Genomic DNA, 12,159 nt, shown 5'->3' with positions numbered 1-12,159 from the left:
CCTTATTAAATGCCGAGTCTTTAATTTTTTTGTGCAATTTATTTTATCATTCGGAGTGTTTCCTAATTTCCGGTGTGTCTTTTTTTTAATTTTATCTGAATGAAATGCAATTTATTTTCTTATTATTTGGTTTTTTCCGACAGGCAGGGGGAAAGCTCATTTTCGATATTGGGGAAATATTACGCTTAATATATCGATATTGCTTATAGGAAGATAATTTCCAAAGACGCCACCTGCTCGCGCCACTTTTCGATTTGCTCTTTTCTCGCCGTCGTTACTTTCCCACTTGTTACCAACAACCAGTGGCGCTCTGGGAACACTTCCGGGGCGAGCACGGCAGGGGAGAGTGGAAGCACACTAATGCGGTGCCTCTGCCCGGTTCGTTTAAGCGCTTCCAGCCAAATTTCGCAGGGGTCGGTTAATTGCCAGCCACAGATCAGATAATTATCTCCAGGGGCTTTTCTGTCACCTTCAATACAAAATGAGGTGTAGGAAATGATAATCCCGTCTAATACCTCACGCAGCGTCATCATGGTGGGAATATTTGCTGACATTTTGCTTCGTAGTGGGCGTAGCACCTCATCGACCAATTCCACTCTGGGATACTCGCGGCCTGTGTCGTAGATAAGTTGGCGCAGTGATTCAATGCGTCCTTCTTTGAGACGCTGGAGCATGGTTTCCTGTAACGTTGCCCAGTTGTTGCTCCGTAATGTTTCTGGACGTTCCAGAAGCGGTTTGACCTGGCTAACGGGAACCCCTTTTCTTACCCAGTCGAGAATTTTCAGCGCCTGCTGAACATCCGCATCGCTATACAAACGATGCCCGCCATCAGTTCGCAGTGGTTTAAGCAAACCGTAGCGGCTCTGCCATGCCCTGAGTGTGGTGGCATTAATACCGCAGAGTCTGGCAAATTCGCCGATGGAGTAAGGCATGGGAGTGTCCGCTGGAGATTATTTTACTTGATATACTACGAACATTTTGGTGTTGAATGAAGCGCCGGGCAGCAGGGCGTGTGATTTGTACCACACGCCAACGTGCCTTACCCGGCAAGCGTGAGCAGGCGAGTCGTTAGTTTCGCCTGGAATGTACCCGTATTTATTCGTTACTGGAGTGGACATAGCGAAAAAAGCCAATTCACCGTTGAGGTTATGGTCTCTCACTATGCGGAACCGGCCAGAATAATGCCGCTTGCCCCCAGACGTTGTCGCTGTTGTAACCTAGCTGCCACACCTCTCCATCATAAATAGTGAAGAAATTACCGTGTTTATCCACGCGTGGGCCGGTGTAATTTTTAGCAATTCCGTCACGGGTGGCTATATCGAGTAATTTCTGACGTTCAGCGCGATCCGACGGCGATGCGCTAAGTCGAGACGGCAGTCGTAGTATCTCTTCGTGGCTATACTTGAAACAGCGTAAAGCACAATTATTGGCATAGATAAAGATAGGGTCAGTTCCGCCCCCATGAGCCAGAATGCTATAAGGCGCTTGCTGATCTAGCCACAGATAACGGTCTTCGATACTTTCAGGACAAAAGAGCCTCTTACCGTTCACTGCCTCATAACATTCATCGATTCGCTTCAATAATGCCAAACGTTCTTCTGTTGCCATGAATTGTTCCCCTTGCAATGTTGGACCTGCCGATATGACTTCAGGGCAGATAGCGTATCAGCTATCTAACGCAACCAGGCGACACTTGCCATGTTTATGTCTGTACGTGTGGCTACAGGTTAGCAATTTCAGACTTGTCTGACGGGCGCAAGGCTGAATATAAAAGGCTCAATCTAAATAGCATCAGGGATGCTGCGCGGAAAAAATCATAATGAGCTGTAGTCTCTCCGGTTTTTAGTGTCACCGCCAATGAGGATCTTCAACTAAATATGCGCTTGATGTCAGAAGACTCCATGCCACCATAGTGGGCTTTTCACTTAATGGGAGCGACTGCTTCTACCTTTAACCGCTTTCAGGACTTGCAGCCTCTGCGCTTGAGTGTAACGCGCTTTCTTCATGGTAAATTTTCATTGGTTATACTTTAATCAGGAAACGAGATTAATCGATAAGACTAAATTCAGAGGGTTCTACATATGGATTTGATTTATATATCTTTTCTCTGTCAGTCGATTGTTTGCCCAGTTGAAATACGTGACGGAACGCCTTCGGGATACGGCACATACCGCCAACGCCTGGAAGGCATGAACCATGATGGTTAACGACTTAAACAGGGTTTCCATGCCTTTACGATCACTCCAGGCACTGTGTTTAGTGAATTTTTTTATGGCTGATGTAAGGGACGGACTTGGCCCTTTTCTGGGGATTTTTCTCACTGAACATCACTGGAGAACCGATAACATTGGCTGGATTATGACTGCTGGCGGTCTGGCGGGGCTGGTTGCCACCATGCCTTCTGGACTGGTTGCTGACGCTTCCCGAAATAAGAGACTGATACTCGTCGCTTGTTGCGTACTCATAACCGCTGCGACGCTGTTACTCTGGTATTTTCCGAATATTTATATTGTTGGTTTTTCACAAGTTATAACAGGGATGTCCGCCGCATTTATTGCGCCCCTGCTAACAGGGATTACGCTTGGGTTAACTGGCCCTTCAGGGTTTAACCGTCAGATGGGAATGAACGAGGCGTTTAATCACGCAGGAAACATGAGTGCCGCGATGTTAGCTGGCGCTCTGGTGTTGTATTGGGGAACCGATGTCATCTTTATCCTGATGACCGGTATGGCGATATGTGCAACGATAGCCGTTTTTGCTATCCGAAATAATGATATCGATAACCGTGTAGCCCGTGGGCTGAGCGGTTGTGGCAATTCCGCAACTGTCCCCAATCTTTCCGCCATTATCACTAACCCAGTGGTGATGATTACCGGGGTCACACTCATGCTCTTTCATCTGGCCAACGCTGCCCTATTGCCCATGCTGAGTATGCGTGTGGCATCTACGCCTGACGGCGGGGAAATGAGTGCGGGAGTTTATGCGGCGGCGACAGTCATTATTTCGCAACTGGTGATGATCCCGGTAGCCTTATTTGCAGCCGCCAGGGCAGAAAAATATGGCTACCCTCTGCTGATTACGGCTGCGTTAATTGTGCTGCCGCTGCGTGCCGCGCTGGCCTGCGCATCCGCCGGGCCGCTTTTTATGATACCTGTTCAGGTATTGGATGGTGTGGCTGCGGGGCTTCTGGGCGTGGCGGTACCCGGCTATATCGTTAAGTTGTTGGAAGGTAGCGGACATACCAATGCCGGGCAGAGCTTTGTCATGCTGTTGCAAGGTATCGGTGCTGCATTCAGCCCCGCGCTAGCGGGAAATATTGCGACGAAATATTCATACAGCGTGGCTTTTGCCGTGCTTGGCGCAATAGCCTTACTTGCACTGTTCATCTGGTGGCTTCGCCGCCTTTTTTACTGGACTCAAGAAGAACAGCAGTATTATTGATTGGCCAATACGAAACATCCCGATAAAAATTGACTTTCCATCTCAAGTCGCACTGTAAAGCGAGATGACTTAGGAAAACCACACGACACCACACGCAAGGACATTCGAGGTATGCTCAAAATACTTGGCAAAACGACGTCAATAAATGTGCGTAAAGTGCTCTGGACCTGCGAAGAAGCGGGACTGGATTATGTTCAGGAAGATTACGGTAGTGGATTTGCCTCGACACAAACCGATGCCTTTCGCGCCATGAACCCAAACGCCATGGTGCCCGTGTTGATTGACGATGAATTCGTGCTGTGGGAATCCAATTCGATTTGCCGCTATCTGGTGCGCAAATCCGGGCGAGATGACCTGCTCCCCAACGAACCACAGGCGTGCGCTAATGTTGAGCACTGGATGGATTGGCAGGCGACCGAATTTAACAATTCCTGGCGTTATGCCTTCCCGGCTCTGGCGCGCAAGAACCCAGCCTATAATGATCAAAACGCGATTGCCGCAGGCATTAAAGAGTGGAACCACTGTATTGGCATTCTTGAACAACAACTCCAGCGCACCGGTGCATGGGCGGCAGGTAATACGTTTACGCTGGCAGATGTGGTGCTTGGGCTGTCGGTGAATCGCTGGAAAATGACGCCGTTTCCCCATCCCGCCGTTCCTGCCATTGACGCGTGGTTTACGCGCTTGAATCAGCGACCAGCATTTTTGCGTCATGGGAATAATGGTATGGTCTGAGAAACAAGCGTTGCAAAAACGGTTGTAGCATCAATATCTCGCCCGCACCCTCCAGGTGCGGGTCGCTTTGAGTAGTACAGCGTCACCTTTGGGTTCGCGCTATTTCTGTAACACTGGCGTCGTTTGTGCAAGCAAATCTGCGATCATGACTAACTCTTGTCTGGTAGCGCAGCGTCGCCCATTTTGGGCCAGTGTATTAGCCAACTTAATTAGCGCTTCTGGGTTTCCGATCAAGTATTCAACAAGCTCCAGAGGAGTCATTCCCTGTGAGTCGCGTTGCCATGCAAGTTCGGGGGCCAGTCGCAGCAAGCGCCTGACAGCATGAAAATTGGCCGCCCAACTTGCCGTATGCAGTGGTGATCGCCCCTCATCGGTAAGATGATTTAGACGACACGGGTGATCAAGTAGCGCATCCACACAACTATCGACTCCAGATTTGATCGCCGAATGTAGCGCCGTCACGCCTTTACTACTTTGTATTTCTGGATCGGCACCGGCTTCCAGCATGAGGGAGACTAGCGTGGTATCTCCGTCCTCTGCCATCAGCATCAGCGGGGTTTGTCCCTTAATGTCGGGGATATTAAGCTGCTTAGGACTCTCTTTAGCCAGTTGCCCAATAAACGCTCGCCAATGTGCCAACATGGTTTCGAACCGACCTATTTCGCTTTGCTGCTCAAGTGGAACCATTTGCTTCCTTATCGGTATGTTCTGCATAAACCGATAATGCATCTTGATCAGCGCCATCAAGACCGAATTTCCGTCCACATCAGGCAGCGTCGATTTCAGCAGTTGGCTATTGGCTTTGATCCACTTTTGCAAGCCCTCTTGATCGCCAACCTGGAACAATGGCATTAGCTGTTTAAACAACCGCGCTATCGTGCCTTTTATATGGCGCGTTTCAGGCTGAATACCGGGATAGGGTCTGTACAGGTGATTCCAAAAGTAATCTGATGCCCAGCGTGCAGTTTCCTCGATAGAGAGAATCGCATCACCTGTGGCCATCATTCTTCCGGTCTTCATCGCCCGATAGTATTTTTCATGGTTATTATGGATTAGCTTCTGGTTGGCAACTTCTACGGCCAATATATCCCTCGCAATTTCACCACGCAAAGGACCATAATTCCTTATCAGAGTTGCATCCAGCGCCTCCCTGAATAACCTGGCTGCCCCTTCAAAATCATTACTGGCCAACAGGTGTTTGGCTTGGTATTGCAAAATAGGCGCTTTCCATAACTCATACCCTGAGCTAGCTTCAGCTTCGTCAAGTAGGGCCTGGACTCTGGTCATCGTGTTTTTTGGCCTTTGCTTGCACTCCCCATTCAGATAACCGTCAATCTCCAACAAAATAGTCTGAACAATTTCAGAGGGGGTCATCGCCAGTTCCCGTAAGCGTTTAATGGCCGCTTCTCTGGCGCGCAGGCTAAGGGAGGAATGCTGCGCGACCTGCCTGATGACCGAATATCTGTGTTCGGTTTGCAAGGCGCGCCAAGGGGATGAAATGCTCATCCGATCAATCAACAAACAGATAGCGTTAATCTCGTCAGCATAGGCTTTGGCGCGCTCCATTTCTCTTTGAATAATGGATAAAGTGGACTTTTCGTCGGCTCCCCAGTGATCTTCAAGCGTCGCCTCCGGTTCCACACTGGAGAAATGACGTGTCAGTAACTCAGCCAGTTCCCGGTTTGCCGTTTCCCGATGAGAAGGAAGGATTGAAAGGAATACGTCATAGTTACCCGATTTTGGCAGATGAGCCTCAAACCAGGTATTTTCAGCTGTTTCCCCCTGTTCTCTACAGCATCGCCATGCATCAATCGTCAAGTTGTAGACAGACTTATAGATGGCGAACAGTTGAAGTAATTTGTTTTGCTGGGGATCTGCACACTGCCTGTCGACATCGGGGCAGAGAAATTTGAGTAGACGGACATAACCATCCTGCACCATCCGGGCGAGTAACAGACGCTGGCGGATAGTTTTGAGTAAAGGTGCTGCATAACGATCCGTGATACATTTAACGAAGGTAGCTCGCTCATCCTCATCAGCCTGTCCCGCCAGGATGGCCTCGATCCTCCCAGGTTGAGTCATGGGGATTTCCAGCCGCAATTTATCGGCAGTCAGTTCCTTATTTTTCACAAAATTCAGAATGCTGATGAATTGTTCAGAAGGGGGACAATCGCTGTGAAGTAAGATTGCTCCGTCAAAGCGCAGGTCTGTCCCGTCGGCGAAATACTTATTGATGGCCCCAGGGCTAATCGTGGTTCCATTACGCCAGTTATATAAGGACCGACGCAGGCCATCATAACCATTCTCTGTCGTTCCACTTTGCAGGTCCGCAAACGTCTCCAGAGACATGCCCAGCAGATCCAGCAGCCAATCGACCACCTGAGCTACCGGCATATACAGGCCAGGTTTGCCATCCACTTCGCAAGGTTCCGGCAGATACCAGAAACGCCCACCCGGCATACCCGTATCCAGTGCTTTTTCAAGACTCCAGAAGCCGACACGGCGTGCCAGAGCAGGCACGTAGAAATGTGTCAGCAGTGTCCAGAGGATTTGGCGCTGGTCGGCGGCGAAGGTCCAGGTGTTCAGCTCAAGAGACTTGTAGGCGTTCGCAAATTCCATGAGGTTGTTGATGGCATCCATCTGCGCCAGTGGGTCCATACCCAGCGCTTCTAAGATGTCGTGAAGGATTTCTTCACCCATATCCTTTTGAGTTTTAGGGCTTATCTGCCCGGTCGAGAATTTGGTTTTCTTGATTGTCTGATAACTCCGACAACCAAGATTTTGATGAATTTCCAGCAAGATAGCTTCGGCCAGTGGCAAGGTGCTCATGTTGTGTTTGTTCCAACAGTTGTTTGGTGTCACGGCCATTTTGGCAATATCGATGAGCAGAGTCTCTGAAATCTCTTGTATCCCCCCATGCTGTATGACTAACAGGGGAGGGGTAAGCCAAGAATGCCATGTAAAATTTTGTTTTTTCTATAATTATCCTATTAAGAGGTGATAAGTAAATTAGATGGTGACGAGTGATCCATTATCTGATGGTGCTTTCTGGCCATCCCATGATTTCGTTGATGTGTTTATCCTTTACATCTGCATATGGTGACCCTATACATATGCAGAGCATCAGCCTATACTGAGCATATGCAGATGGGCCATGAGGCCAGAAACCAGGAGGACATCATGCGAACCGTATCCATTTTTAAAAACGGCAACAACCGCGCCATCCGTTTGCCCCGCGATCTGGATTTTGAGGGGGTGAGCGAACTGGAGATCGTCCGCGACGGGGACAGAATCATCCTGCGTCCCGTCCGACCGACGTGGGGCTCGTTCACCAGCTTGGAAAAAGCAGACCCGGACTTTATGGCAGAGCGCGAGGACGTGGTCAGCGACGAAGGACGATTTGACCTGTGAACAAGACCTATATGCTCGATACCTGTATCTGCTCGTTCATCATGCGCGAGCAGCCGGAAGTCGTGATAAAAAAACTTGAACAGGCGGTGCTGCGTAACCAGCGGATTGTGGTCTCGGCCATCACCTATGCCGAAATGCGCTTCGGGGCCACCGGCCCGAAGGTCTCTCCACGCCACATTCAGCTGGTCGATGAATTCTGCGCCCGCCTCGATGCCATCCTGCCCTGGGATCGTGCCGCTGTGGACGCCACCACGGACATTAAAGTGGCGCTGCGGCTGGCCGGGACCCCCATCGGCCCGAACGACACGGCAATCGCCGGGCACGCCATTGCCGCCGGCGCGGTACTGGTGACAAATAATACGCGGGAGTTTGCGCGGGTGCCCGGCCTGACAATGGAAGACTGGGTAAAATAGCGGAAAATTTAAAGGTGCAGGAAATGGATGAACTGAAGATTGATAATCCGGCACAACGCTTGCTGGATATTCTTGAAGAAGGTAACCAATATAAAACCAATGAAAATTGTCGGACTGTGTGGAAGAAGATGTTACACATCCAGCACAATACAGAACACCATATTCTTATCCGGCTGTCGCAGGTGATGGCATTGCCCGAGCGCATAGTACAGGTGAGGGAGAACAATTTTTCATCACTACGGGGAAATCCACTCACTGGGAAACCTGTGTGAGTACCGCTTTTACGTCGCAAAACCTTAATGATACGTGGCATTCGTTCATCCAGCATATTGTGTAGTGGTTTACTGAATTTGGCCACCTGAACAGAGGTGATATGCTCATCTCAGAACAAAACAGGTGTCCCAATGAAAAGAAGAAATTTCAGCGCAGAGTTTAAACGCGAATCCGCTCAACTGGTCCTTGACCAGAACTACACCGTTGCAGATGCTGCCAGCGCTATGAATGTTGGTCTGTCCACAATGACGCGATGGGTGAAGTAGTTGCTTGATGAGCGACAGGGTAAAACACCAAAAGCCTCCCCCATCACCCCGGAACAGATCGAAATACGCGAGCTGAAGAAAAAGTTACAACGCATTGAAATGGAAAACGAAATATTAAAAAAGGCTACCGCGCTCTTGATGTCAGACTCCCTGAACAGTTCTCGTTAATCGGGAAACTCAGAGCGCAGTATCCTGTGGCCACACTCTGCCACGTGTTCGGGGTTCATCGCAGCAGCTACAAATACTGGAAAAACCGCCCTGAAAAACCAGACGGCAGGCGGGCTGTATTACGCAGTCAGGTTTTGGAGCTGCATAACATCAGCCATGGCTCTGCTGGCGCAAGAAGTATCGCTCCATGGCAACCCTGAGAGGCTTCAGAATGGGGCGCTGGCTTGCCGGCAGGCTCATACGAGCTGGGGCTGGTGAGTTGTCAGCAGCCCACCCACCGGTATAAACGTGGTGGTCATGAACACATCGCTGTCCCGAATCGCCTTGAGCGACAGTTCGCAGTGACAGAGCCTAATCAGGCGTGGTGCGGCGATGTGACGTCTATCTGGACAGGCAAGCGTTGGGCTTACCTTGCTGTTGTTCTCGATCTATTCGCAAGGAAACCGGTGGGCTGGGCAATGTCATTCTCACCGGACAGCAGGCTGACCCTCAAAGCGCTAGAAATGGCGTGGGAAACTCGCGGTAAACCAGTCGGAGTGATGTTCCACAGTGACCAGGGTAGCCACTATACAAGCAGGCAGTTCCAGCAGTTACTATGGCGTTACCGGATCAGGCAGAGTATGAGCCGACGCGGAAACTGTTGGGATAACAGCCCGATGGAACGCTTCTTCCGGAGTCTGAAAAACGAGTGGATGCCGGTGACAGGTTATATAAACTTTAGCGAAGCAGCTCATGCGATCACAGACTATATCGTCGGGTATTACAGCTCGCTAAGGCCGCATGAATATAACGGTGGGTTACCCCCAAACGAATCGGAAAACCGATACTGGAAAAACTCTAAAGCGGTGGCCAGTTTTAGTTGACCACTACACCAAAGAAAAAGATCTTACCCAAGCAGAGTGTTGGTACCGCAAAGCCGCAGAACGTGGGGTTGACCCAGCCCCGAAATCCTGATCCATTCAGAAACAGAATTTCGGCATGATGAAAACTCTCCTGAACGGGTGAGGCTGCTATGCTATAAAGAAATGATCGTGCGATCGCTCCTGTATTAAGTGTCCGCAGTGAAGTATAGAGGTTCCTGGTTAGGAGGTTGTAAGCGGGAAGTAGCTGAAATTTTGCGGGTTTTCTATACGGTTTATGACAGAGTTAGTCCTTCGATCATGGCGTCCAGATCGAGTTTTTCCCACCTCTGATAAAAAAGTGTAATGCCATTTGCCAGGCTACCCGAAGCGCACTGTTGGGTAGTGGAAAGAACGCATAGCTGGATGAACCGCTTCCGCCGGATATTGACGCGCTGGGAGAAAAAGGTCCAAGACTATGAGGCAATGCTGCATTTTGTCTGCGGTGTCATTGTCTGGAATAAATCCCTATTGGGATAGGCTCTAAGTTAAACTAAAAAATATAGGGGAAATGTTCATGAAAAATGTAAGCAATAGTAATTTCGGAAAAGTAGTCTTGCCGGTTTTTTTTGTTTGTTTATTTTCCTCACTTATTCAGGAGGCAAAGGCTGATACACCAAGTAGAACTGCGATTTCCAATGTTTTTAGTGGTGCATTAATAACTGTTTGGGCAACTGGGGCCAATAACTGGCTATGGGGCTATACTCCATATGATGCAAGGAATTGGGTTGATCTTTATAACTGGGATGTAATTTATAATAGTGATTCCACTTTGACTTTTAAAAATAGGAGCACTAAATATTGTATGGTTGCATTCGATGGTCGTGGGTTAACACATAATACGTGTAGTGATGGAAATAATCAGAGGTTTTCGTTATTGCCAACTGCTTCTGGTGCCGTTCAAATTAAAAGTATCAGCCAAGGGAAGTGTATTAAAATAGGCAGCAAGTCCAATCAATGGGCTTTTAGAGTCGAATTTACCGACTGCACGAAGTCTGATTCTGTGGTAGATACAAGCCAATTATGGATTCTTGGGCCTGAAAGAAATGCATCTAGATCTGCGTCTCATGATGAACTTTAAAGGTGAGTTAGAATGATTAGACGAAAATATATTATTGCTTTCTTTATTTTTATTCATGTTCCAAGTGCGGCTGTGGCTTCACTTAAGGATTATAAGACAGCGACGTGGAACATGCAGGGGTCTTCGGCTGCGACAGAAAGCAAATGGAATGTTAATGTCCGCGGATTGATTAGTGGTAATGGTGCTGTAAATGTAGTGTCTTTACAAGAAGCAGGAACTCAACCATCCTCAGCTAATCCAACAGGGAGGATTATTCCTCCGGTTGTAACAATATCGGGAAGGCAAATTCCTATTGAAGAATTTGAGTGGAATTTGGGCACTCGATCACGGCCGGATATGCGGTACATTTATTATGCACAATGGGATATCGGTGCTGGTAGAGTAAACCCCGCAGTTGTAACAGATAGGCGTGCTGATGAAGTAATCGCTTTGCGAAATCCAGTTATCAATGATGGCAGGCCTGTTTTGGGCGTGGGGTTTAATCGGGCAACAGGAGTAGCGGGGCGAGATTTTTTCTTTACTTTACATGCTTCGGCAAACGGCGGTGGAGATGCCCGCCCTCTTCTTGACTCAATACGTAACCACTTTGCCTCACGTAGAGATAGAAACTCTCAATGGATGGTAATGGGTGATTATAATCAAGATCCTAATGTGTTGCAGCAGAGAATTAATAATAGCCCAGCTCTTGCAAGTAATGTTTCCATCGTGGCTCAAGGTACACCTACTCAACGTAGTGGTGGTAATTTGGATTATTCTGTTATTGGGCAGTATGACTTTCATGGCCCCCTGTCAAATCTTTTGGTTGCGGCAATGTTCATTGCGCAGCTGCATGGATTTATTAATTCAGACCATATTCCAGTTAAATTTTTCCCAAAATAAATTTTTTAATTTACCCCAAATTTCTCCTTGATGTTCCTAAGAAAAAGCCCGCACAATACGTAATGCTGGATCACTTAAGGTGACCAGCCGTTTTTCTCTCCGGGTATTTCTGGGCTTTTACTCTCAGCTCCCGTGGATTGTAGTCCCTCCAGTTTTTAGTACCACCGCCAATGAGGATCTCCGGCCAGTTTTTGCCGCGCATAGATAACAGGTGGCATATCACCCAGTGAGCTATGTGGGCGTTCCTCGTTATATTCTGTGCGCCACGCGCCACTTCTCTGTGAGTTCGCGCACTTCAGACAAGGTTCTGAACAGATACATATCGAGTATTTCTGTTCGTAGCGTTTTGTTAAATCGCTCGATAAATCCGTTCTGCATCGGCTTGCCGGGCTGAATAAAATCGAGTGTCACGCCGTGGCGTTCTGCCCATTCGGCTAACGCGGCGGCGCTGAGTTCCGGCCCATTATCACTTCGGTAATTCCCCCATTTTTAACCGTGCTGATAAGTAGAGTCAGTTAAGCGCTGAATATGCTGCATCGGTGTGAAGCCATTCAGTGCCATATTCGGTCGCTCATGATTATAGAACCATTGCC

The 12,159-nt window shown here is 48.6% G+C and carries 10 protein-coding genes and 3 pseudogenes; 9 read left to right on the top strand and 4 right to left on the bottom strand.

The features are described from left to right. Window positions 1-203 precede the first annotated feature (203 nt). Window positions 204-932: a MerR family transcriptional regulator gene (locus Dpoa2040_RS14475; protein ID WP_042870898.1), complete on the bottom strand. Its 729-nt coding sequence runs from the start codon at window positions 930-932 to the stop codon at window positions 204-206. 214 nt (window positions 933-1,146) lie between these two features. Next, entirely contained in the window at window positions 1,147-1,608 is a 462-nt protein-coding gene (locus tag Dpoa2040_RS14470) for an MEKHLA domain-containing protein (RefSeq protein ID WP_168641706.1), read from the bottom strand. Between the two features lie 618 nt (window positions 1,609-2,226). Here Dpoa2040_RS14470 and Dpoa2040_RS14465 point away from each other — a divergent pair. Next, complete coding sequence (locus Dpoa2040_RS14465) at window positions 2,227-3,441, top strand: MFS transporter (RefSeq protein ID WP_168641707.1); 1,215 nt, start codon at window positions 2,227-2,229, stop codon at window positions 3,439-3,441. Window positions 3,442-3,552: 111 nt separating this feature from the next. After that, window positions 3,553-4,176 carry a glutathione S-transferase family protein gene (locus Dpoa2040_RS14460; RefSeq protein ID WP_168641705.1) on the top strand — a complete coding sequence of 208 codons (624 nt, stop codon included), beginning with the start codon at window positions 3,553-3,555 and terminating at the stop codon, window positions 4,174-4,176. A 99-nt stretch (window positions 4,177-4,275) separates the two neighbouring features. On the opposite strand, the gene Dpoa2040_RS14455 is transcribed toward Dpoa2040_RS14460, so the two are convergent. Continuing rightward, a complete protein-coding gene (locus Dpoa2040_RS14455; RefSeq protein WP_168641704.1) occupies window positions 4,276-7,005 on the bottom strand; it encodes an ankyrin repeat domain-containing protein in 2,730 nt (909 codons plus the stop codon). Between the two features lie 351 nt (window positions 7,006-7,356). Between Dpoa2040_RS14455 and vapB the strand changes: the two genes are divergently transcribed. From vapB to Dpoa2040_RS14420, 7 genes and pseudogenes are all read left to right on the top strand, one after another. Next, entirely contained in the window at window positions 7,357-7,587 is a 231-nt protein-coding gene (vapB, locus tag Dpoa2040_RS14450; protein WP_168641703.1) for a type II toxin-antitoxin system VapB family antitoxin, read from the top strand. Continuing rightward, window positions 7,584-8,000, top strand: a complete 417-nt coding sequence (locus Dpoa2040_RS14445; protein WP_168641702.1) for a type II toxin-antitoxin system VapC family toxin — start codon at window positions 7,584-7,586, stop codon at window positions 7,998-8,000. Before vapB ends, Dpoa2040_RS14445 begins: the two co-directional genes overlap by 4 nt. Window positions 8,001-8,023: 23 nt before the next feature. Then, window positions 8,024-8,272 (top strand): hypothetical protein, encoded by a 249-nt coding sequence (locus tag Dpoa2040_RS14440; RefSeq protein WP_168641701.1) that lies wholly within the window; start codon window positions 8,024-8,026, stop codon window positions 8,270-8,272. 132 nt (window positions 8,273-8,404) lie between these two features. Further along, window positions 8,405-9,570, top strand: a pseudogene (locus Dpoa2040_RS14435) (IS3 family transposase). A gap of 366 nt (window positions 9,571-9,936) precedes the next feature. Continuing rightward, a pseudogene (locus tag Dpoa2040_RS14430) lies at window positions 9,937-10,086 on the top strand (IS5/IS1182 family transposase); the annotation flags it as partial. Window positions 10,087-10,123: 37 nt separating this feature from the next. Next, a complete protein-coding gene (locus Dpoa2040_RS14425) occupies window positions 10,124-10,687 on the top strand; it encodes a hypothetical protein (protein ID WP_168641700.1) in 564 nt (187 codons plus the stop codon). A 12-nt stretch (window positions 10,688-10,699) separates the two neighbouring features. Continuing rightward, the gene (locus tag Dpoa2040_RS14420) at window positions 10,700-11,566 is read left to right on the top strand and encodes a cytolethal distending toxin subunit B family protein (protein ID WP_168641699.1); all 867 of its coding nucleotides are present in this window, start codon (window positions 10,700-10,702) and stop codon (window positions 11,564-11,566) included. A gap of 155 nt (window positions 11,567-11,721) precedes the next feature. Here Dpoa2040_RS14420 and Dpoa2040_RS14415 read toward each other — a convergent pair. Continuing rightward, a pseudogene (locus tag Dpoa2040_RS14415) lies at window positions 11,722-12,040 on the bottom strand (integrase core domain-containing protein); the annotation flags it as partial. Window positions 12,041-12,159: the final 119 nt, after the last annotated feature.

Origin of the sequence: Dickeya sp. CFBP 2040 (assembly GCF_012273755.1) — a bacterium.
GTDB lineage: Bacteria > Pseudomonadota > Gammaproteobacteria > Enterobacterales > Enterobacteriaceae > Dickeya > Dickeya poaceiphila.
The sequence above is the reverse complement of the archived record's forward strand: the minus strand, read 5'-3'. Positions and strand labels throughout refer to the sequence as shown.

Coding starts and splice junctions, on each gene's coding strand:
- Dpoa2040_RS14475 (WP_042870898.1), bottom strand. CDS start 932: ATGCCTTACTCCATCGGCGAATTTGCCAGACTCTGCGGTATTAATGCC.
- Dpoa2040_RS14470 (WP_168641706.1), bottom strand. CDS start 1,608: ATGGCAACAGAAGAACGTTTGGCATTATTGAAGCGAATCGATGAATGT.
- Dpoa2040_RS14465 (WP_168641707.1), top strand. CDS start 2,227: ATGCCTTTACGATCACTCCAGGCACTGTGTTTAGTGAATTTTTTTATG.
- Dpoa2040_RS14460 (WP_168641705.1), top strand. CDS start 3,553: ATGCTCAAAATACTTGGCAAAACGACGTCAATAAATGTGCGTAAAGTG.
- Dpoa2040_RS14455 (WP_168641704.1), bottom strand. CDS start 7,005: ATGAGCACCTTGCCACTGGCCGAAGCTATCTTGCTGGAAATTCATCAA.
- vapB (WP_168641703.1), top strand. CDS start 7,357: ATGCGAACCGTATCCATTTTTAAAAACGGCAACAACCGCGCCATCCGT.
- Dpoa2040_RS14440 (WP_168641701.1), top strand. CDS start 8,024: ATGGATGAACTGAAGATTGATAATCCGGCACAACGCTTGCTGGATATT.
- Dpoa2040_RS14425 (WP_168641700.1), top strand. CDS start 10,124: ATGAAAAATGTAAGCAATAGTAATTTCGGAAAAGTAGTCTTGCCGGTT.
- Dpoa2040_RS14420 (WP_168641699.1), top strand. CDS start 10,700: ATGATTAGACGAAAATATATTATTGCTTTCTTTATTTTTATTCATGTT.